The sequence below is a fragment of the Kitasatospora sp. NPDC091207 genome (assembly GCF_044768625.1).
GTDB lineage: Bacteria > Actinomycetota > Actinomycetes > Streptomycetales > Streptomycetaceae > Kitasatospora.
This window is the reverse complement of the sequence record NZ_JBIVVS010000023.1, coordinates 4,538-28,777: the sequence shown is the minus strand read 5'-3', so window position 1 is coordinate 28,777 and position 24,240 is coordinate 4,538. Positions and strand designations below refer to the sequence as shown.

1 protein-coding gene and 1 pseudogene (1 of these 2 running past the window's edge) are annotated in these 24,240 nt (G+C 76.3%); both read left to right on the top strand.

All coding sequences use genetic code 11. From position 1 onward, the window contains the following. Positions 1–21,590 carry the 3' portion of an SDR family NAD(P)-dependent oxidoreductase gene (locus ACIQTO_RS29635; protein WP_402394300.1) on the top strand. Its footprint begins 4,357 nt before the window's first position, so the window shows 21,590 of its 25,947 coding nt (coding positions 4,358–25,947); the start codon falls outside the window, past its left edge; its stop codon occupies positions 21,588–21,590. Beyond that, positions 21,499–24,240, top strand: a pseudogene (locus tag ACIQTO_RS29630) (type I polyketide synthase); the annotation flags it as partial. The gene ACIQTO_RS29635 and the pseudogene ACIQTO_RS29630, both read left to right, overlap by 92 nt.

Sequence of the window (24,240 nt, the reverse complement as noted above, 5' to 3'; positions counted from 1 at the left end):
GGGAGCCCTCGCCGCGGGTGCGCTGGGAGGACGGCGCGATCACCGTGCCGACCACCGCGACGCCGTGGCCCGAGGCCGGGCGGCCACGACGCGCGGGCGTCTCGTCGTTCGGCATCAGCGGCACCAACGCGCACCTCGTCGTCGAGCAGGCGCCGGCCGAGACGGTGGCCGCGGCGGCCGGGTCCGTCGACGCCCAGGTCGTCGACGCCGGGCCCGCCGACACCCAGGTCGTCGACGCCGAGGCCCGGCCCGCCGAGGCCGCACCCGCCGACCTCGTGCCGCTGACCGTCTCCGGCCGCACCGAGGCCGCGCTGCGCGCCCAGGCCGACCGGCTGGCCCGGCACCTCGCGGCCGGGGACGCCGCCGATCGCCGCGCGGTCGGCCACGCGTTGCTGCGCTCCCGCACCAGGTTCGCCCACACCGCCGTCGTGCTCTCCCGCACGCCCGCCGACGCCCTGCGCGGGCTGACCGCCCTCGCCGCCGGCGAGACCGTCGACAGCGTGGTCCGCGCCCAGTCGACGGTCACCGGTGCGACCGCCTTCGTCTTCCCCGGCCAGGGCTCCCAGTGGACCGGTATGGCCCTCGAACTCCTCGACAGTTCACCGGAGTTCGCGGCCGCCCTGGAGGCGTGTGCCGAGGCGCTGGCCCCACACGTCGACTGGTCGCCGCTCGATGTCCTGCGCGGCCTGCCGGGCACGCCCGACCCGGCCCGGGTGGACGTCGTCCAGCCGGTGCTCTTCGCGGTCATGGTCGCGCTGGCAGAGCTGTGGCGGTCCGTCGGCATCGAACCGGGGGCCGTCGTCGGCCATTCACAGGGCGAGATCGCCGCCGCGTGCGTCGCGGGAGCGCTGTCGCTCGACGACGCCGCGAAGGTGGTCGCCCTGCGCAGCCGCGCCCTGCTCGCCACGGCGGGCAGCGGCGGAATGGCCTCCGTCCCGCTGCCCGCCGACGAGGTCGTCCCGCTCCTCGCGCCGTGGGGCGGCCGTCTCGGCATCGCCGCGCGCAACGGCCCGGCCAGCACCGTCGTCTCCGGGGACACCGACGCGCTCGACGCCTTCCTCGGCCGCTGCGAGCGGGACGGCCTGCGGGCCCGGCGCATCCCCGTCGACTACGCCTCGCACTCGGCGCACATGGAGTCCCTCCGCGAGCCGCTGCTCGCGGCCCTCGCGGGCCTCACCCCGCGCGCCGCGCGCATCCCGTTTTACTCGACCGTCACCGGCGCGCTGCTGGCGGACACCTCGGTCCTCGACGCCGAGTACTGGTACCGGAACCTGCGGCAGACCGTCCGGTTCGAGCCCGCGGTCCACGCGCTGAACGAGGACGGCTACCGGCTCTTCGTCGAGGCGAGCCCGCACCCCGTGCTCAAGATCGGGACGCAGGAGACGCTCGACGCCCGCACCCTCGCCGGTCCGACCAGCACCGCCGGCACCGGTAGTGGCAGCACCGGCAGCGGCGGTACGGCGATCGGCACGCTGCGGCGGGACCACGGCGGCCGCGCGCAGTTCCTCTCCTCCGTCGCGGAGGCGATCGTGCACGGCGCCGCCCCCGATCCGGACGCGCTGTTCGGCCCGGTCCGGGGCCGGCCCGTCGACCTGCCCACCTACGCCTTCCAGCAGAGCCGTTACTGGCTGACCGGGACGACCGGGCACCGCGCCCACCCCGCCGACCTCGGCCTGGACGCCGTCGACCACCCGCTCCTCGGCGCCGTCACCACGGCCCCGGACGGCACCACGCTGGCCACCGGCCGGATCTCCCTGGACACCCGGCGGTGGCTCGCCGACCACGCGGTGGTCGGGACCGTCGTGCTGCCCGGCACGGCCTTCCTCGACCTGGTCCTCCGGACGGGCCGGCTCGCGGGCTGCGCCCGGGTCGAGGAACTCGCCCTGGAGACCCCGCTCGTCCTGCCCGACTCCGGTGACGTGCACATCCGCGTCGCCGTCGCCCCGGCGGACCCGTCCGGGCGGCAGGCCGTCACCGTGCACTCCCGGCCCGCCGCGTACCAGGCCGGGGGCGCCGGCGAGTCCGACGGCGCCGGGAACGGCGGTGACCCGGGAGGCGCCGGGGACGTCGACGGGCGGCCGTGGACCAGGCACGCCTCGGGGACGCTCACCGCCCTGCCGGACACCGCGCCGCCGGTCACCGCCCGGCCGGCCGGCTCCGGGGCCTGGCCGCCGCCGGGTGCCGAGGCCCTCGACCTGGCCGACGCCTACGACCGCCTCGACGGCCTGGGGTACGGCTACGGCCCCTGGTTCCGGGGCCTGACGGCCGCCTGGCGCGCCGGCGACGACCTGTACGCGGAGGTCCGCCTGCCCGGCGAACCGGCCGACGGCGACACCGCCTTCGGCGTGCACCCCGCGCTCCTGGACGCCGCGCTGCACCCGCTGCTGCTCGCCCCGGCCGCCGGGCCGGCGCCGCGGATCCCGTTCTCCTTCACCGACGTCCGGCTGCACGCCACCGGCGCCGCCGTGCTGCGGGTGCGGCTGTCGGGCGCGGGCGACGGCACCCGGACGCTCGTGGCCGAGGACGCCGCCGGCGCGCCGGTGCTGTCCGTCGGCGGGCTCACCCTGCGCGAGCTGGCCGCCGACCGGCTCGCCCCGGCCGGGGCGACGCCCCGCGACGCGATGTTCGAGCTCAGCTGGACGGAACTGCCCTCTGCCACGGTCGGGTCCGCCCCGAGCGGGTCGGCCGCCGGCTACGCGGTCGTCGGCGACCCGGGTGCCGTCGACCTCGGTATCGCGGGTCCGGCCGGCGAGCGGCCGGTGACCTGTGCCCGCCTCGCCGATCTCGACGCCCGCACCGAGGCGGGCGACCCGGCTCCGGCCGTCGTGCTCGCCACCGTGCCCACCGCTACCCCGGCCGGCGACGGCGGGTCCGTCGCCGACGGCGCGCACGCGAGCGCCCGCTGGGCCCTGGACACCGTCCGCGCCTGGCTGGCCGCCGACCGCCCGGAGGGGTCGAGGCTCGTCGTCCTCACCCGGGGCGCGGTCGCGGCCCGGCCCGGCGACCTCGTCGACGGCCTGCGCGCGGCTCCGGTCTGGGGTCTGCTGCGCACCGCGCAGTCCGAACACCCGGGCCGCTTCGCCCTGGTGGACCTCGACGACGCCGCGCGCTCCGGCCCGGCCCTGCGCGCGGCCTTGGAGTCCGGCGAGCCCCAGCTGGCGCTGCGCGACGGGGTCGCGTACCGGCCGCGCCTGACCGCCGCGACCCCGGCCCCGGCCGGAAGCCCGACGCTCGCCCCGGCCGCCCACCGCCCGCTGGACCCGGAGCGCACGGCCCTGATCACGGGCGGCACCGGCACGCTCGGCGCGCTGGTCGCCCGCCGTCTGGTGAGCGGCTACGGAGTGCGCCACCTCGTCCTGCTCAGCCGGGCCGGCCGCGAGGCCGCGGGCAGCGAGCAGCTACTGGCCGAACTGACCGGCCTCGGCGCGCAGGTGACGATCACCGCGTGCGACGTCTCCCGCCGTGCGGACCTGGCGGCGGTGCTCGCCGACATCCCGGCCGGCCGTCCCCTGGGCGTCGTCGTCCACACCGCCGGCGTCCTGGACGACGGCACGCTGCAGACGCTCACCCCGGACCGCCTCGACGCCGTCCTGCGGCCCAAGACCGACGCGGCGTGGCACCTGCACGAGCTGACCCGCGAGCAGGACCTCGACGCGTTCGTGCTGTTCTCCTCCGTCACCTCCGTCACCGGCAACGCCGGTCAGGGCGCCTACACGGCGGCGAACGCCTTCCTCGACGCCCTGGCCGAGCACCGCCGCGCGGCCGGGCTCCCCGGCAACGCGCTCGCCTGGGGCCTGTGGGCCGAAGGCAGCGGCATGACCCGCCACCTGGACCGGGCGGACCTCGCCCGGATGGCCCGCGGTGGCATCGGAACGCTGTCCACCGAGGCCGGACTGGCCCTGTTCGACGCCGCGTTGCGGCGCGACCTGCCGTACACGGTCACCGCGCGGCTCGACCGGGCGGCCCTGGGCGCCCTCGCCGCGGCCGGCACGGTGCCCGCCGTGCTGAAGGGGCTGGTCCGCGCGCCGTTGCAGCGCGCCGCCAACGCGGCGGCCGGGGCCGACGGCTCCTCCTGGTCCGCCCGGATGGCCGAACTGCCCGAGGACCGGCGGGCGCGCGCGGTCCTCGACCTCGTCCGGACCCAGACGGCCGCCGTCCTCGGGCACGGCGAGGCGGCGGGCATCGACGTCGAGCGCGCGTTCCGCGAGCTGGGCTTCGACTCGCTCACCGCGCTCGAACTGCGCAACCGGGTCAACGCCGCCACCGGGCTGCGGCTGCCCGCCACCGTCGTGTTCGACCACCCCAGCGCCGCCGCGCTGGCGGCGCGACTGGCCCGCGAGGTGGCCGGCGACGGCGCCGGGGCGCAGGACCGGACCGGCGGACGGCCCGGGAGCACGACCCCGGTCGACGAGGACCCGATCGTCATCGTCGGCATGGGCTGCCGCTACCCGGGCGGCGTCGCGGGCCCCGACGACCTGTGGCGCCTGGTGGCCGAGGAGACCGACGCCGTCGGCGACTTCCCGCAGGACCGGGGCTGGGACGTGGACGGCCTGTACGACCCGGATCCGTCCAGCACGGGCAAGGTGTACACGCGCCACGGCGCCTTCCTGCACGAGGCCGGGGACTTCGACGCCGAGTTCTTCGGCATCTCGCCGCGCGAGGCCAACGCGATCGACCCGCAGCAACGGCTGCTGCTGGAGACCTCGTGGGAGGCGCTCGAACACGCGGGCATCGACCCGGCCTCCCTGCGCGGCAGCCGGACCGGCGTCTTCGCGGGGGTCATGCACCACGACTACGCCGCCCGCCTGCACCGGGCACCGGACGGCTACGAGGGGATGCTGCTGGCCGGCAGCGTCGGGAGCGTGGTCTCCGGCCGCGTCGCGTATGCGCTGGGTCTGGAGGGGCCGGCGGTCAGCATCGACACGGCGTGCTCGTCCTCGCTGGTCGCGCTGCACCTGGCGGCGAACGCGCTGCGCTCGGGGGAGTGCGACCTGGCGCTGGCCGGCGGGGTGACGGTGATGTCGACACCGCGGGTGTTCGTGGAGTTCTCCCGCCAGCGCGGCCTGTCCGCCGACGGGCGGTGCAAGCCGTTCGCGGCGGCCGCCGACGGCACCGGGTGGGGCGAGGGCGTCGGCCTGCTCGTCGTCGAGCGGCTGTCGGACGCCCGGCGCAACGGTCACCGGGTGCTGGCGGTGCTGCGGGGCAGCGCGGTCAACCAGGACGGCGCGTCGAACGGCCTCACCGCGCCGAACGGTCCGTCGCAGGAGCGGGTGATCCGGCAGGCGTTGGCCGGGGCCGCACTGGCTCCCGTGGACGTGGACGCGGTCGAGGCGCACGGGACGGGCACGACGCTGGGTGACCCGATCGAGGCGCAGGCATTGCTGGCCACCTACGGGCAGGGGCGTTCGGCGGACCGGCCGTTGTGGCTGGGTTCGGTGAAGTCGAACATCGGTCACACCCAGGCGGCGGCGGGTGTCGCGGGCGTGATCAAGATGGTGATGGCGATGCGGCACGGCGTGCTGCCCAGGACGCTGCACGTGGACGCGCCCTCGCCGCACGTCGACTGGACGGGTGGCGGCGTCGAGCTGCTGGCCCGCTCCGCCCCGTGGCCCGAGCTGGACCGGCCGCGCCGCGCGGCGGTGTCCTCGTTCGGCATCAGCGGGACCAACGCGCACGTGATCATCGAGCGACCCGAGCCCGAGTCGGGCGGCGTGGTCGTCGGTGGGCTCGCGGGTGTGGGTGGTGTGGTGCCGTGGGTGGTGTCGGCGCGGTCGGGTGCGGCGTTGCGGGCGCAGGCGGGGCGGTTGGGGGCGTGGGCGCTGGCGCGTCCGGACGCGGATCCGGTGGCGGTGGGGCGGGAGTTGGCGGTGGGCCGGGCGGTGCTGGATCACCGTGCGGTGGTGCGTGGGCGGGATCTGGGTGAGCTGGCCGCTGGTCTGGCCGAGGTGGCGGTCGCGGATTCGGCGGGTGTGCGGGTTCCGGGTGTCGGTCCGGTGTTCGTGTTCCCGGGGCAGGGGTCGCAGTGGGCGGGGATGGCGGCCGAACTGCTGGAGTCCGTACCGGTGTTCGCGGCGGTGGTGGCGGAGTGTGCGGCGGTGATGGATCCGTTGACGGATTGGTCGCTGGTGGAGGTGTTGCGGGATCCGTCGGGCGGGTTGCTGGACCGGGTGGATGTGGTGCAGCCGGCGTTGTTCGCGGTGATGGTGGGTCTGGCGCGGTGGTGGGAGTCGTGTGGGGTGCGTCCGGCGGCTGTGATCGGGCATTCGCAGGGGGAGATCGCGGCGGCGCATGTGGCGGGGTTCCTGTCGTTGGCGGACGCGGCGCGGGTGGTGGTGTTGCGCAGTCGTGCGTTGCGGCGGGTGTCCTCGGTCGGTGGCGGGATGCTCTCCGTCGGGGTCGGCGCCGATCGGGCGGCTGAACTGGTGGCGGGGGACGGCAGGTTGTCGTTGGCGGCGGTGAACGGGCCCACCAGCGTCGTGTTGTCGGGTGATGTGGCGGCGTTGTCGGAGGTCGTCGCGGGGTGCGAGGCGGAGGGGGTGCGGGCGCGCCTGATCCCCGTCGACTACGCCTCGCATTCGGCGCACATGGACGCGGTGCGCGGCGAGGTGGAGGCGTTGTCGGCGGCGGTCGAGGCGCTGCCGGGTCGGGTGGCGATGTACTCGACGGTGACCGGTGAGGCGGTCAACGACCATGGGACGCTCGCGGGTTCGTACTGGTTCGACAATCTGCGCGGTACGGTGCGGCTGGACACGGCGGTGCGGGCGGCGGTCGCGGACGGGCACACGGTGTTCGTGGAGTGCAGCCCGCACCCCGGACTGGTCGTCCCGGTCGGTGACCTGCTCGAATCGCTCGACGCGCCCGACGGGGCCGTCCTGGAGACACTGCGCCGCGGCGAGGGCGGCCCGGAGCGGCTGGTGACGGCGCTGTCCGCCGCCTTCGTCCAGGGCCTGCCGGTGGACTGGCCCGCGCTGGTGCCGGCGGGTGCCGGCCGCCCCCTCGACCTGCCCACCTACGCCTTCCAGCGCCGCCGCCACTGGCTCGACGCGCCGGCGATCCCCGGTGCCGCGCGTGACCTGGGCCTGACGGCGGTCGGTCACCCGCTGCTGGGCGCGGCCGTGCGCTCGCCGGGTGAGGACGGGTTGTTGTTCACCGGTCGGCTGTCCCTCGGGTCGCACCCGTGGCTCGCCGACCACGCGGTGCTCGGCACGGTGATCGTCCCGGGTACCGCGCTGCTCGACCTGGCGGCGTGGGCCGGGGCCGAGGCCGGATGCCCGGTGGTGGACGAACTCGCCCTGCATACCCCGCTGGTGGTGCCCGAGCGGTCCGGCGTCCGGCTGCACCTCATCGTCGCCGCGCCCGACGCCACCGGGGCACGGGCGATCACCGTGCACTCACAGGCCGAGGACGGCGCCGAGGACGCGCCGTGGACGCGGCACGCCACCGGGACGTTGACCGCCACCGCGCCGACCGCCGGTCCGGCGGAGGCCGACGCGCTCCTCGCCTGGCCGCCCGCGGACGCCGAGGCCGTCGACACCACGGCGGCGTACGAGCGACTCGCCGAGTTCGGGTACCACTACGGTCCGGTCTTCCGAGGTCTGCGGGACGCCTGGCGGCGCGGCGACGAGCTGTTCGCCGAGGTCGCCCTGCCGGAGCCGGCCGCGCAGGCCGACCACGGCTTCGACCTGCACCCCGCCCTCCTCGACGCGGCGCTGCACCTCGCCGCGCTGGACGCGGTGGAGACCTCCGGCGCGACCCTGCTGCCGTTCGCCTGGTCCCGGGTGACCCGGGAGGCCGCCGGGCCCGTCACCGCGCTGCGGGTCCGGCTCCGGCGGACCGGCACCGACACCGTCTCGGTCCTGGTCGCCGACGGGGCGGGCGCGCCGGTGGCCCGGGCCGGGGCGCTGGCGCTGCGGCCGCTGGCCGCCGAGCAACTCGCGGGGTCGGTCGCCGCCGACCCGGCCTGGCTGCACCGGGTGGAGTGGAGCCCGGCGGCGCTGCCGGAGGCCGCGCCCGACACCGGCCGGTGGGCGCTGCTCGGCGCCCCCGGAACGGCACCGGAGACGGACGACGCGGCCGAGCCGGCCCTCCCGGTCCTCGCGGACCCGGCCTCGGCCGCCGGGGCGGGCGTCGACGTCGCCGTCCTGCCCTGCCCGCCCGCCGACGGCGTCGCGCCCGGCGTGGTCGCGGCGGCCGTCCACGCGGCCCTGGCGGCCGTGCGCGGCTGGCTCGCCGACGAGCGCCTCGCCGCGGCGCGCCTGGTCGTCGTCACCCGCGGCGCGATCGGCGCCGACCCGTCCGAGGACGTCCCCTGCCCGGCCCACGCGGCGGTCTGGGGCCTGGTGCGGTCCGCGCAGACCGAGCACCCGGGCCGCTTCGTCCTGGTCGACCTCGACCCGCACGGTGCCGACCCGGCCGCCCCGCCGGTCGGTGACCGTCCCGCCGACGGCCCGGCCCGGGAGTACGCCGACCTGCCGATCGGGATGCTGCGCGCGGTCGTGGCCGCCGCAGAGGCCCAGGCGGTCGTCCGGGACGGCGCCGTCCTGACGCCGCGCCTGGTGCGGGCCGCCGCCGACGCGGCGCTCGTGCCGCCCGGTGGGCCCGCGCCGTGGCGCGTCGAGTCGGGCCCGCGACACACCCTCGACTCGCTCGACATCGTCGAACACCCGGACGCGGCCGCGCCGTTGACCGAGGGACAGGTCCGGGTCGCGGTGCGCGCGGCCGGGGTGAACTTCCGGGACGCGCTGATCACGCTCGGTATGTACCCGGGCCGGGCCGTCGTCGGCGCCGAGGCGGCGGGCGTCGTCGTCGAGGTCGGCCCGGGTGTCACGACGACAGCTCCGGGCGACCGGGTGATGGGGCTGTTCGACGGCTCCTTCGGCCCGCTCGCCGTCGCCGACCACCGCCTACTGGCCCGCGTCCCGGCGGGCTGGTCGTTCGCCCAGGCCGCCTCGGTGCCGGTGGTGTTCCTGACCGCGCTGTACGGACTGCGCGACCTCGCCGGCCTGCGCTCCGGCGAGTCGGTGCTCGTGCACGCGGCGGCCGGCGGGGTCGGGATGGCCGCGACGCAGCTCGCCGCGCACTGGGGCGCCGAGGTCTTCGCCACCGCGAGCCCCGGGAAGTGGGGGACCGTGCGCGGCCTCGGCATCCCCGGTACGCGGATCGCGTCCTCGCGCGACACCGGCTTCGAGCAGCGCTTCACCGGGGCCACCGGCGGCCGCGGCGTCGACGTCGTCCTCAACTCGCTCGCCGGGGAGTTCGTGGACGCGTCACTGCGCCTGCTGGCCGACGGCGGCCGGTTCGTCGAGATGGGCAAGACCGATGTCCGGGAGGCGGACGCCGTCGCGGCCGGGCGGCCGGACGTGCGCTACCGCGCGTTCGACCTGATCGACGCCGGCCCGGACCGGATCGCCGAGCTGTTCGCCGAGCTCGTCGGCCTCTTCGAGTCCGGCGCGCTGCGCCCGCTGCCGGTCCGCACCTTCGACATCCGCCACGCCCGTGAGGCGCTCCGCTTCGTGAGCCGGGCCCGGCACACCGGCAAGGTCGCCCTCACCCTCCCGCAGCCGCTCGCGGACGGCGGGACCGTGCTGGTCACCGGCGGCACCGGGACGCTCGGCCGCCGCCTCGCCCACCACCTGGCCACCCGGCACGGCGTCCGGCACCTGCTGCTGGTCGGACGCTCCGGAGCCGACACGCCGGGTGTGGCCGACCTCGTGGCCGAGCTGGCCGCGGTGGGCACGACCGTCACCGTCGCGGCCTGCGACGCGGCGGACCGGGCCGCGCTGGCCCGCGTCCTGGCCGACGTGCCGGCCGGGCACCCGCTCACCGCCGTCGTCCACGCGGCCGGCGTGCTCGACGACGGTCCGGTCGAGGCGCTGACGCCGGAGCAGGTGGATCGCGTCCTGCGCGCCAAGGTCGACATCGCGGCCAACCTGCACGCGCTCACCCGGGACGCCGACCTGGCCGCGTTCGTGATGTTCTCCTCGGTCGCGGGCACCCTCGGCACCGCCGGCCAGGCCGGCTACGCGGCCGCCAACGCCTACCTCGACGCCCTGGCACACCACCGCCGGGCCCGGGGCCTGCCGGCCTCGGCCCTGGCCTGGGGCCTGTGGGCCGAGCGCAGCGCGATGACCGAACACCTCGGCCGCGGCGACCTGAAGCGGCTGGCCCGGGGCGGGCTCGTGCCGTTCTCCACACCGCAGGGGCTGGCCCTGTTCGACACCGCCCGGGAGCGCCCGGACGCGGTGCTGGTCCCGGCGCGGGTCGACCTCGCCGCGCTGCGGGCGCCCTCGGCCCCCGTCCAGCCGCTGCTGCGCGACCTGGCGGGCCCGGAGGCGCCGCGCCGGACGGCGGGCACGGACGCCACCGGGGCGGTGGCATGGTCCCGGCGGCTGGCGAACGCCGCCGGGGAGGAGCGCGCCGAGATCGCGCTGCGCCTGGTGCGGACGGAGGCGGCCGTCGTGCTCGGCCACGACACGGTGGAGAGCGTGCGCCCCGAGTCGACCTTCCGTGACCTCGGGTTCGACTCGCTGACCGGCGTCGAACTGCGCAACCGCCTCAGCGGCGCGACCGGCCTGCGGCTGCCGTCGACCTTGGTCTTCGACCACCCGACCCCGGTCCGGCTCGCGGGCTCCCTGGTCGCCGCGTCGCTGGGCGAGGACGCGGCCCCCGCCGCCGCTGCTCCCGGCCCCCGTGCGGTCACCGGCGAGGACCCGATCGTGATCGTCGCGATGGGCTGCCGGTTCCCCGGCGGCGTGGCCTCACCCGAGGAGCTGTGGCGCCTGGTCGCCGCCGGCGGTGACGCGATCGGCGAGTTCCCCCGGGACCGCGGGTGGGACACCGGGTCGCTGTTCGACCCCGACCCCGAGCGGTCGGGCAAGAGCTACGCGAGCACCGGCGGATTCCTGGCCGGCGTCGCCGACTTCGACGCGGAGTTCTTCGGGATCTCACCGCGCGAGGCGCTGGCCATGGACCCGCAGCAGCGCCTGCTGCTGGAGACCGCGTGGGAGGTCTTCGAGCGTGCGGGCATCGACCCCGCGACGCTCAAGGGCAGCCGGACCGGCGTGTTCGCGGGCATGGCCGGGCACGACTACGCGACGGCCGGGATGCCGGCCAGCGTGGAGGGGCATGTCCTCACCGGTAACGCGACCAGCGTCGCGTCGGGCCGGGTCGCCTACACCTTCGGTCTGGAAGGGCCGGCCCTGACGGTCGACACGGCATGCTCGTCCTCGCTGGTCGCGCTGCACCTGGCGGCGAACGCGCTGCGCTCGGGGGAGTGCGACCTGGCGCTGGCCGGCGGGGTGACGGCGATGTCGACACCGGACTTCTTCGTGGAGTTCTCCCGCCAGCGCGGGCTCGCCCCCGACGGCCGCAGCAAGGCCTTCGCCGCCGCCGCCGACGGTATGGGCGCGGCCGAGGGCGTCGGGCTGCTGCTGGTCGAGCGGCTGTCGGACGCCCGGCGCAACGGTCACCGGGTGCTGGCGGTCGTGCGGGGCAGCGCGGTCAACCAGGACGGCGCGTCCAACGGGCTCACCGCGCCGAACGGGCCGGCGCAGCAGCGGGTGATCCGGCAGGCGCTGGTGAACGCCGGCCTGGCGACGACCGACGTGGACGCGGTCGAGGCGCACGGCACCGGGACGCCGCTCGGCGACCCGATCGAGGCGCAGGCACTGCTGGCCACCTATGGGCAGGGGCGCTCCGAGGACCGGCCGTTGTGGCTGGGGTCGGTGAAGTCGAACATCGGTCACACCCAGGCGGCGGCGGGTGTCGCGGGCGTCATCAAGATGGTGATGGCCATGCGGCACGGCCTGCTTCCGAGGACGCTGCACGTCGACGAGCCGACCCGGCACGTCGACTGGACGAGCGGCGCCGTCGAGCTGCTGACCGGTGACGTGCCCTGGCCGGCCGGCGACCGGGCCCGGCGGGCGGGCGTGTCGTCGTTCGGGATCAGCGGCACCAATGCGCACGTGATCCTGGAGGAGGCGCCGGAGCCGGAGCCCGATCCCGATGGTGTGACCGACGGCGATGCCCCGGTCGCGCTCGGCGTGCTGCCGTGGGTGCTCTCGGCCGGGTCCGGGAGCGCGCTGCGCGCGCAGGCGGACCGGCTGCGGGCCTGGCTGACGGAGCACCCCGAGACCGACCCGGCCGACCTGGGGCGGGAGTTGGCGGTGGGCCGGGCGGTGCTGGATCACCGTGCGGTGGTGCGGGGGCGGGATCTGGGTGAGCTGGTGGCCGGGCTGGCCGAGGTGGCGGTGGGGGAGTCGGTGCCCGTCGGTGCGGTCGGTGGTCCGGTGTTCGTGTTCCCGGGGCAGGGGTCGCAGTGGGCGGGGATGGCGGCCGAACTGCTGGACTCCGTGCCGGTGTTCGCGGCGGTGGTGGCGGAGTGTGCGGCGGTGATGGATCCGTTGACGGATTGGTCGCTCCAGGAGGTGTTGCGGGATCCGTCGGGTGCGTCGCTGGACCGGGTGGATGTGGTGCAGCCGGCGCTGTTCGCGGTGATGGTGGGTCTGGCGCGGTGGTGGGAGTCGTGTGGGGTGCGTCCGGCGGCTGTGATCGGGCATTCGCAGGGGGAGATCGCGGCGGCGTATGTGGCGGGGTTCCTGTCGTTGGCGGACGCGGCGCGGGTGGTGGTGCTGCGCAGCCGTGCGTTGCGGCGGGTGTCCTCGGTCGGTGGCGGGATGCTCTCCGTCGGGGTCGGCGCCGATCGGGCGGCCGAACTCGTCGCGGGGGACGCCAGGTTGTCACTGGCGGCGGTGAACGGCCCCACCAGCGTCGTGCTGTCGGGTGATGTGGCGGCGTTGTCGGAGGTCGTCGCGGGGTGCGAGGCGGAGGGGGTGCGGGCGCGCCTGATCCCCGTCGACTACGCCTCGCATTCGGCGCACATGGACGCGGTGCGCGGCGAGGTGGAGGCGTTGTCGGCGGCGGTCGAGGCGCTGCCGGGTCGGGTGGCGATGTACTCGACGGTGACCGGTGAGGCGGTCAACGACCATGGGACGCTCGCGGGTTCGTACTGGTTCGACAATCTGCGCGGTACGGTGCGGCTGGACACGGCGGTGCGGGCGGCGCTGGCGGACGGGCACACGGTGTTCGTCGAGTGCAGCCCGCACCCCGGACTGGTCGTCCCCGTCGGTGACCTGCTCGAATCGCTCGACGCGCCCGACGGGGCCGTCCTGGAGACACTGCGCCGCGGCGAGGGCGGCCCGGAACGGCTGGTGACGGCGCTGTCCGCCGCCTTCGTCCAGGGCCTGCCCGTGGACTGGCCCGCGCTGCTGCCGGCCGGTACCGGCCGACGGCTCGACCTGCCCACCTACGCCTTCCAACGTCAGCGCTACTGGGTGACGGCCGCCGACACCGCCTCGGCCGGGGCCGGCTGGGGCCAGTCCGCGATCGATCACCCCGTGCTGGGTGCCGCCGTCGACCTCGCCGGCGCGGCCGGGACGGTCTTCACCGGGCGCCTCTCGGCATCCGCGCACCCGTGGCTCGCCGACCATGCCGTCCTCGGGTCGGTGATCGTGCCGGGCACGGTGTTCGTCGATCTCGCCCTGCGGGCCGGCGCCCGGCTCGGGCACACCGAGATCGAGGAACTGACCCTGCACGCCCCGCTCCTGCTGCCCGACCGGGCCGACACCGTGGACGGGGCCGACCCGGCCGGCGTCCTGGTCCAGGTCACGGCGGGCCCGCCCGACGACGCCGGGGCGCGGACGGTGGCCGTGCACTCGCGGCCCGAGGACGCCCCCGCCGACGAGCCGTGGACCCGGCACGCCACCGGCACGCTCGCCGTGCCGGGCGCCGATGCCGACGCGGGCGCCGCCCCGGACGCGCCGGACCTCACCGCCTGGCCGCCGCCCGGGAGCACCCCGGTCGCGATCGACGGCGGCTACCAGCGGCTGGGCGCGGCCGGGTTCGACTACGGTCCGGCGTTCCAGGGCCTGCGGCAGGTCTGGCGGCGCGGCACCGAACTGTTCGCCGAGGTCGAGCCCCCCGCCGGGGCGCTCACCGACGCCGACCGCTTCGACCTGCACCCGGCCCTGCTCGACGCCGCCGTCCACGCGCTCGGGATCGAGGAGACGCCCACCGGCACGGCCGGCGAGGCCCGGGTCGCGTTCGCCTGGCGCGGGGTCCGGCTGACCGCCACCGGGGCCTCCCGGCTGCGCGTCCGGCTGGCACCGGTCGGCGAGGACACGGTGTCGCTGCACCTGGCGGACGAGACCGGGAGCGGGGTGGCCTCGGTCGCCGCCCTGACGGTCCGCCCGGTCACGGCGCAGCAGCTGCGGCCGGCCGGCGCGCCGCACCGTGACGCGCTGTTCCGGGTGGACTGGCGGGAGGTGGCGGCCGCGTCCGGCCCGCCGCCGGTCTGGGCCGCGCTCGGCGCGGGCGCCGCGGCGCTGGCAGACCGTCTGCCGCGGGCCCACCGGCCGGCCGCCCGGTACGGGGAGCTGTCCGACACGGTCGCGGATCCCGCACCGGGGACGGTCGTGGTGTGCGTCGACGCGGAGCCGGTGAACGGGGAGGATGTCCCCGCGCGGACCCGCCGGGTGCTGGAGTCGGTGCTCGCCCTGCTCCAGGGGTGGCTCCGGGACGACCGGTCCGACGGGGCCCGGCTGACGGTGGTCACGACCGGTGCGACGGCCGCCCACCCCGGTGAGCCCGTCCCGGACCTCGCGGCGGCCGCCGTCTGGGGCCTGGTGCGCTCGGCACAGTCGGAGCACCCCGGCCGCTTCGCGCTCGTCGACATCGACGGGCAGGACTCCTCGCTCACCCGCTGGGTGTCGGTGCTGGCCTCGTCCGAGGCTCAACTGGCCGTCCGGGAGGGGGTGGTGCTCGCGCCCAGGCTGGTCCGGGCCACCCCGCCGACGGTCGGCGCGACCTCGCTCGACCCGGCCGGCACCGTCCTGGTCACCGGGGCCACCGGCGGTCTGGGCGCCCTGGTCGCGCGGCACCTGGTGACGGCCCACGGCGTCCGCCGACTCCTGCTGCTCTCACGTCGCGGAAGCGACGCGCCCGACGCGGCCGGGCTGCTCGGCGAACTCGCCGACCTGGGCGCCGAGGCCACGCTGGTGGCCTGCGACCTCGCCGACCGGGCGGCGCTGGCCGCCGCCCTGGCCCGCGTTCCGCAGGCGCACCCGCTGACCGCCGTGATCCACACCGCCGGGATCGTCGACGACGGCGTCATCGAGACCCTGACGGCCGGACAACTGGACCGGTCGCTGCGCCCGAAGGCCGACGGAGCGTTCCACCTGCACGAGCTCACCCGGGAGGCCGGTCTCGCCGCCTTCGTGCTCTTCTCCTCGGGCGCCACCACCTTCGGTGGGCCGGGGCAGGGCAACTACGCCGCCGCCAACGCCTTCCTCGACGGCCTCGCCCAGCACCGCCGCGCCCACGGGCTGCCGGCGATCTCGCTCGCCTGGGGTCTGTGGGCGGGCGCGCGGGGCATGGGCGGCCGTCTGGGCGAGGCCGACCTCGCCCGCTGGGCGCGGACCGGCGCCGTGGCGATGCCGCCGGAGGAGGCGCTGGGCCTGTTCGACCTCGCGCTCGGCGCGCCCGACGCGACGCTCGTCCCCGCGCACCTCGATCTCGCGGCGCTGCGCTCCCGGGCGGCCGTGCTGCCCGCGCTGTTCGGCGATCTGCTGGGCGCGACGACGCGCCGTCCGGTCCCGGGGCCGCCCTCCCTGGCCGGCCGGCTCACCGCGATGCCGGCGGCCGAGCGCGAGCAGGCGGTGCTCGACCTCGTCCGGGCCGAGGCCGCGGGAGCGCTCGGGCACCGCAACGCCGACCCGGTGCACGCGACCCGCGCGTTCAAGGAGATCGGCTTCGACTCGCTGACCGGCGTCGAACTGCGCAACCGGCTCAACGCCGTCACGGGCCTGCGGCTGCCGTCGACCCTGGTCTTCGACTACCCCACCCCGGTCCGGCTCGCGGGCCACCTCCTGGGCCTGCTGGTGGACGGGGCCGCTCCGCCGGCCGACGCGGTGGCGCTGCCCGCCGCCCGCGGGGCGTCCGCCGCGGTCACCGGCGAGGACCCGGTCGTGATCGTCGGGATGGGCTGCCGGTTCCCCGGCGGGGTCGGGTCGCCGCAGGAACTCTGGGACCTGGTGGCCGCCGGCGGCGACGCCGTCGGCGCGTTCCCGCAGGACCGGGGCTGGGACGTGGCCTCGCTGTTCGACCCCGATCCGGACCGGCCCGGGAAGAGCTACGCCCGCACCGGCGGATTCCTGGCCGGGGTGGCCGGGTTCGACGCGGAGTTCTTCGGGATCTCGCCGCGCGAGGCGCTGGCGATGGACCCGCAGCAGCGGCTGCTCCTGGAGACCTCCTGGGAGGCGATCGAGCGCGCCGGGATCGACCCGGTCTCGCTGCGCGGCAGCCGGACCGGGATCTTCGCCGGCGTGATCGACAACGACTACGGATCCCGGCTCGACCACGTGCCGGACGAGGTCGAGGGGTACGTCGGCTACGGCAGTGCCAACAGCATCGCGTCCGGTCGGGTCGCCTACGCGCTGGGTCTGGAGGGGCCGGCGGTCAGCATCGACACGGCGTGCTCGTCCTCGCTGGTCGCGCTGCACCTGGCGGCGAACGCGCTGCGGTCGGGGGAGTGCGACCTGGCGCTGGCCGGCGGGGTGACGGTGATGTCGACACCCGAGTTCTTCGTCGAGTTCTCGCGCCAGCGCGGGCTCTCGCGCGACGGCCGCTGCAAGGCGTTCTCGGCCGCCGCCGACGGTATGGGCGCCGGCGAGGGCGTCGGGCTGCTGCTGCTGGAGCGGCTCTCGGACGCGCGCCGCAACGGGCACCACGTGCTCGCCATGGTGCGCGGCTCCGCGATGAACCAGGACGGCGCGTCGAACGGCCTGTCGGCCCCTAACGGCCCGGCGCAGCAGCGGGTGATCCGGCAGGCGCTGGCGAACGCGGGTGTGTCGGCGGTCGACGTGGACGCGGTCGAGGCGCACGGGACGGGCACGACGCTGGGTGACCCGATCGAGGCGCAGGCGTTGCTGGCGACGTACGGGCAGGGGCGCTCCGAGGGCCGGCCGTTGTGGCTGGGGTCGGTGAAGTCGAACATCGGCCATGCCCAGGCGGCGGCGGGTGTCGCGGGCGTGATCAAGATGGTGATGGCCATGCGCAAGGGCGTGCTGCCGAGGACGCTGCACGTGGACGCGCCCTCGCCGCACGTCGACTGGTCCACGGGGCAGGTCGAGTTGCTGACGACCGATGTGCCGTGGTCCGCGGGCGACCGGGTGCGGCGGGCGGGTGTGTCGTCGTTCGGGATCAGCGGGACCAATGTGCACGTCGTGCTGGAGGAGGCGCCCGTGCCCGGGTCCGCGTCCGAGCCTGTTCCCGCGCCCGATGGTGTGGGCGGGGTGGTGCCGTGGCCGCTGTCGGCGCGGTCGGGTCCGGCGCTGCGGGAGCAGGCCGGGCGGCTGCGGGCGTGGGCGCTGGCCCACCCCGGCATCGAACCGGCCGAGGTGGGCCGGGAGTTGGTGGTCGGCCGGACGCTCTTCGACCACCGTGCGGTGGTGCGGGGGCGGGACATCGGTGAGCTGGTGGCCGGGCTGGACGAGGTGGCGGCGGGGGAGTCGGTGCCCGTCGGTGCGGTCGGTGGTCCGGTGTTCGTGTTCCCGGGGCAGGGGTCGCAGTGGGCGGGGATGGCGGCCGAACTGCTGGAGTCCGTACCGGTGTTCGCGGCGGTGGTGGCGGAGTGCGCGGCGGTGATGGATCCGTTGACGGATTGGTCCCTCCTGGAGGTGTTGCGGGATCCGTCGGGCGGGTTGCTGGACCGGGTGGATGTGGTGCAGCCGGCGCTGTTCGCGGTGATGGTGGGCCTGGCCCGCTGGTGGGAGTCCTGTGGGGTGCGTCCGGCGGCTGTGATCGGGCATTCGCAGGGGGAGATCGCGGCGGCGCATGTGGCGGGCTTCGTGTCGTTGGCGGACGCGGCGCGGGTGGTGGTGCTGCGCAGCCGTGCGTTGCGGCGGGTGTCCTCGGTCGGTGGCGGGATGCTCTCCGTCGGGGTCGGCGCCGAGCGGGCGGCCGAACTCGTCGCGGGGGACGCCAGGTTGTCACTGGCGGCGGTGAACGGGCCCACCAGCGTCGTGCTGTCGGGTGATGTGGCGGCGTTGTCGGAGGTCGTCGCCGGGTGCGAGGCGGAGGGAGTGCGGGCGCGCTGGATCCCCGTCGACTACGCCTCGCATTCGGCGCACATGGACGCGGTGCGGGGTGAGGTGGAGGCGCTGTCGGCGGCGGTCGAGGCGCTGCCGGGCCGGGTGGCGATGTACTCGACGGTGACCGGTGGGGCGGTCAACGACCATGGGGTGTTGGCCGGTTCGTACTGGTTCGACAATCTGCGCGGTACGGTGCGGCTGGACACGGCGGTGCGGGCGGCGGTCGCGGACGGGCACACGGTGTTCGTGGAGTGCAGCCCGCACCCCGGACTGGTCGTCCCGGTCGGTGACCTCGTGGAGGACCACGGCACGGTCCTGGAGACACTGCGTCGCGGCGAGGGCGGCCCGGAGCGGCTGGTGACGGCGCTGTCCGCCGCCTTCGTCCAGGGGCTTCCCGTGGACTGGCCCGCGCTGCTGCCCGAGGCCGGCGGTCGCCGCCACTTCGACCTGCCCACCTACGCCTTCCAGCACCGCCGGTACTGGCTCGACCAGGGCGTGCGGACGGGCGACCCGGTCGGCCTCGGCCTGACGTCCGCCGGCCACCCCCTGCTGGGCGCGGCGGTGACGTCGGCGCACGACGGCAGCGTGCTGTTCACGGGCCGGCTGTCGGCCGCGACGCACACCTGGCTCGCCGATCACGTCGTGCTGGGCGCGGTGATCCTGCCGGGGACGGTCTTCGCCGAGCTGGTCGGGTGGGCCGGTGGCGAGGCCGGGACGCCGACGGTCGGGGAACTGACCCTGCACACCCCCTTGGTCCTGCCGGCCACGGACGCCGTCCGCCTTCAGGTCGTGGTGGGCGCCCCCGACGCGGCCGGGGCCCGGGAGGTGAGCGTCCATTCGCGGCCCGAGGCGGCCGACGCCGACGAGCCGTGGACTCGGCACGCCACCGGCTCACTCACCCCGGACGCCCTGGACGCCCGGATGGGCGAGGTCGATCCGGAGTGGGCGAGCTGGCCGCCGGCAGGGGCGGTGCCCCTGGAGGTGGACGGCTTCTACGAGCGGCTGGTCGCCTCCGGTGTCGACTACGGCCCGGCCTTCCGGGGTATGCGCGCGGCGTGGCGGCGCGGCGACGAACTGTTCGCCGAGGTGGCCCTCGACGCCGGCCACGAGCGCGCGGCGGCCCGCTTCGCCGTGCACCCGGCCCTGCTCGACGCCGCGATCCAGACCCTGCGGGTGGACGCGGTCGCGGCGGGCGCCGAGGACGTGCGGGTGGCCTTCGCGTGGCAGGGCGTCCGGTTCTCGGCCGACGCCGGCCCGACCGGCCTGCGGGTGCGCATCGCTCCGGCCGGCGAGGACGCGGTGTCGCTGCGGGTCGCGGACGGCGCGGGCCGGACGGTGGCGGTCGTCGACGCGCTCACCGTGCGTCCGGTCTCGGCGGAGCAGCTGCGCGCGGCCGGCGGGGTGCACCGCGACTCGCTCTTCCGGACGCGGTGGAGCCCCTTCGAACCCCCTGCCCCCGTCTCCGCCCCCGCCACGGGCGCCGGGCGCCTGGTCCTGCTCGGCGAGCGGGCCCCGGCCGGGCTGGAGTTCGCCGGCCGGTACGCGAGCGCGGAGGCGCTGGGGGCCGCCGTCGCGGCGGGTGAACCGGTGCCCGACCTCGCCGTGCTCTACGCGGCCGACACCGATCCGGCCCCGGCCGCTCCCGACCCCTCCGGTGCGGACCCCTTCGGTGCGGACCTGCTGCGCCGGACGGTCCGGGCGACGGCCGAGGTGCTGGCGCAGGTCGCGGCCTGGGTGGAGGAGCCCCGGCTCGCCTCGGCCCGACTGGTGGTGATCACCGGGCGGTCGGTGGCCGTCGACGGCGACGACCACGCGCCTGATCCGGCCCGGGCCGCGGTGTGGGGCGCGGTGCGCGCCTTCCAGAACGAACTCCCGAACCGGGTCGTCCTGGTGGATGCCGACCTCGACGAGGACGGGGCCTCGGCGGCCCTCCTGCCGGCGCTGTCCTCGGCCGGGGAGCCGTGCCTGGCCGTGCGTGCCGGGCGGGCCCTCGTCCCAACCCTGGTCAGGGTGGGACCGGCCGACCGGTCGGCGGCGGGCGCGGCCGGTCTCCGGTCGGCGGCCCACGGCACGGTGCTGGTCACCGGTGCCGACGGGGCGCTCGCCGGGGTGGTGGCCGGGCACCTGGTCGCCGCCCACGGAGTCCGGCGGCTCGTCCTGCTGCCCGGCGGCGGCCGGGACACCGGAGCCGCGGGGAAGCTGGCGGGCCGGCTGACCGAAGCGGGTGCCGAGGTCGAGGTGGCCGCATGGACGGCGGGGGACCGGGAGGGGCTGCGCGAGCTGCTCGACGCGATCACCGCCGAGCACCCGTTGGCCGGCGTCCTGCACGCGGCCGACGCGGCCGACGCGGTCGCCCTCGGAGCCGGCCCCGAAGCCGAAGCCGAAGCCGACGACGAGGACCGGGCCGGTGATGGCCCGGCCGCGAGTCCGGAACCGCCGACGCCGACGAGCCGGGAACTCCTCCGGCACGCACTGGAGGTGAAGGCCGGCACCGCCTGGGCGCTCCACGAGTTCACCGCCGAGCATGAGTTGGCGTTCTTCGTGACCTTCTCCTCGGCGGGCGACCTCCCGGGTGCCGCCGGCCATGCCGGTACCGCCGCGGCCGACGCGTTCGTCGACGCCCTGGCCGCCCACCGGCACACGCTCGGGCTCCCGGCCGTCTCGCTCGGCTGGGGGCCGGCCGTCGGCCGGTCCGGCCCGGACGGCGAACTCCCGCCCGGCCTGGTGGAGTTGCCGGAGTCGGAGGCGCTCGCGCTGTTCGACGCGGCGCTGGGCCTCACCGCCCCGGCGCCCGTCCTGGCCCGGATCGACCGGGCGGCCCTGCGGGCGAACCCGGACGCGGCGCGCGGACCGCTCCGCGACCTGGTCCGCGAAGGGGCCGCGGGCGCGGGCGCGAGCGGGGCCGAAGCCCCGGACGCCCAGGGGGCCGAGGCGCTCCTGCGCCGACTGGCCGCGCTGTCCGAGGAGGAGCGCGAGCGTGAACTGCTCGCGCTCGTGCGGACCCAGGCGGCGTCGGTCCTCGGCCACCCGGGGACCGACGAGCTCGGCCCCGAGCGGGCGTTCAAGGACGTCGGGTTCGACTCCCTGATGGCGGTCGAACTGCGAAACCGCCTGATGCGCGGAACGGGCGTGCAGCTTCGCTCGACGCTCGTCTTCGACTACCCGAACCCGCTGAGCCTCGCCCGTCACGTCCTGGACCGCATCGCGCAGGCGTCCTCGGCGGCAACCCCGATGCTGGCGGACCTGGACCGCCTGCACGAGACCCTCCCCACGGCCCTGGCCGAGGACGGTGTCCGCGACCGGATCGCCGAACGCCTGCGCGCGCTCCTGGCGTTGTGCGAGGAGACGGACGATGCGCGCTCGGACGACGAGGACAGCCCGGACGACCTCGACTCCGCCAGCGACGACGAGCTGTTCTCGCTCGTCGACCAGGGGTTCGAGTGATGAGACAGCACCGCCAGCCCAGCGACAGCGACCGTTCGATCGAGGAGTCGAAGTAGACGTGGCCGAGTCGGAAGAGAAGCTCCGGGCGTATCTCAAGCGAGCGGTCGCCGACGCGCGCGACGCGCATCGCCGCGTACGGGAGCTGGAGGACAAGGGCCGCGAACCCATCGCGATCGTCGGCATGGCCTGCCGCTTCCCCGGCGGGCTGGCGACACCGGAGCAGCTGTGGCGCTTCGTCGAGGCCGGCGGCGACGCGGTCGGGCCCTTCCCGGCGGATCGCGGCTGGGACCTCGACGCGCTCTACCACCCGGACCCCGACAACCCCGGCACGGCGTACGTCCGCGAGGGCGGATTCCTCTACGACGCCGCCGACTTCGACGCCGGGTTCTTCGGGATCTCACCCCGCGAGGCCACCGCGATGGACCCCCAGCAACGACTGCTGCTGGAGACCTCGTGGGAGGCGTTCGAGTACGGCGGCATCGACCCGACCTCGCTGCGCGGCACCCGCACCGGCGTCTACACCGGGATCAACTGGCTCGACTACACCACCGTCCTGGCCAGGACGGCCAAGGGGCGTGACGGCACGCTCGGGATGGCCAACGCCGCCAGCCTGCTGGCCGGCCGCATCGCCTACACCCTCGGCCTGGAGGGGCCGGCGGTGACCGTGGACACGGCCTGCTCCTCGGCGCTGGTCGCGCTGCACCTCGCGGTCAACGCGCTGCGGTCGGGTGAGTGCGACCTGGCGCTGGCGGGCGGGGCGACCGTGATGTCCACCCCGGAGACGTTCGTTAACTTCAGCCGCCAGCGCGGGCTCCCGCCGGACGGTCGCTGCAAGCCGTTCGCCGCGGCGGCCGACGGCTTCGGCCCGGCCGACGGCGCGGGCCTGTTCGTGGTCGAGCGGCTGTCGGACGCCCGGCGCAACGGTCACCCCGTGCTCGCCGTGGTCCGGGGCAGCGCGGTCAACCAGGACGGCGCGTCCAACGGGATCACCGCGCCGAACGGGCCCTCCCAGGAGCGGGTGATCCGGCAGGCACTGGCGAGCGCCGGCCTGGCGACGACCGATGTCGACGCGGTCGAGGCGCACGGCACCGGGACGCCGCTGGGTGACCCGATCGAGGCGCACGCGCTGCTGGCCACCTATGGGCAGGGGCGTTCGGCGGACCGGCCGTTGTGGTTGGGGTCGGTGAAGTCGAACATCGGTCACACCCAGGCCGCGGCCGGTGTGGCGGGCATCATGAAGATGGTCATGGCGCTGCGGCACGACCTGCTGCCCAGGACCCTGCACGTCGACGCGCCCTCGTCACAGATCGACTGGGACTCCGGGGACGTCCGGCTGCTGACCGAGCCGGTGGCGTGGCCGCGCGCCGAGCGCCCGCGCCGTTTCGGCGTCTCCTCGTTCGGCGCGAGCGGGACCAACGCGCATGTCGTGCTGGAGGAGGCACCCGAGCCCGAGCCCGAGCCCGAGTCCGAGCCCGAGTCGGGCGGCGTGGTCGTCGGTGGGCTCGCGGGTGTGGGTGGTGTGGTGCCGTGGGTGGTGTCGGCGCGGTCGGGTGCGGCGTTGCGGGCGCAGGCGGGGCGGTTGGGGGCGTGGGCGCTGGCGCGTCCGGACGCGGATCCGGTGGCGGTGGGGCGGGAGTTGGCGGTGGGCCGGGCGGTGCTCGATCACCGTGCGGTGGTGCGTGGGCGGGATCTGGGTGAGCTCGCTGCCGGTCTGGCCGAGGTGGCGGTCGCGGATTCGGCGGGTGTGCGGGTTCCGGGTGTCGGTCCGGTGTTCGTGTTCCCGGGGCAGGGGTCGCAGTGGGCGGGGATGGCGGCCGAACTGCTGGAGTCCGTACCGGTGTTCGCGGCCGCGATCGCCGAGTGTGCGGCGGTGATGGATCCGTTGACGGATTGGTCGCTCCAGGAGGTGTTGCGGGATCCGTCGGGCGGGTTGCTGGACCGGGTGGATGTGGTGCAGCCGGCGCTGTTCGCGGTGATGGTGGGTCTGGCGCGGTGGTGGGAGTCGTGTGGGGTGCGTCCGGCGGCTGTGATCGGGCATTCGCAGGGGGAGATCGCGGCGGCGTATGTGGCGGGCTTCGTGTCGTTGGCGGACGCGGCGCGGGTGGTGGTGTTGCGCAGTCGTGCGTTGCGGCGGGTGTCCTCGGTCGGTGGCGGGATGCTGTCGGTGGGGGTCGGCGCCGATCGGGCGGCCGAACTCGTCGCGGGGGACGGCAGGTTGTCGTTGGCGGCGGTGAACGGGCCGTCGAGTGTGGTGCTGTCGGGTGATGTGGCGGCGTTGTCGGAGGTCGTCGCGGGGTGCGAGGCGGAGGGGGTGCGGGCGCGCTGGATCCCCGTCGACTACGCCTCGCATTCGGCGCACATGGACGCGGTGCGGGGTGAGGTGGAGGCGTTGTCGGTGGCGGTCGAGGCGCTGCCGGGCCGGGTGGCGATGTACTCGACGGTGACCGGCGAGGCGGTCAACGACCATGGGACGCTCGCGGGTTCGTACTGGTTCGACAATCTGCGCGGCACGGTGCGGCTGGACACGGCGGTGCGGGCGGCGCTGGCCGACGGGCACACGGTGTTCGTCGAGTGCAGCCCGCACCCCGGACTGGTCGTCCCGGTCGGTGACCTCGTGGAGGACCACGGCACGGTCCTGGAGACACTGCGC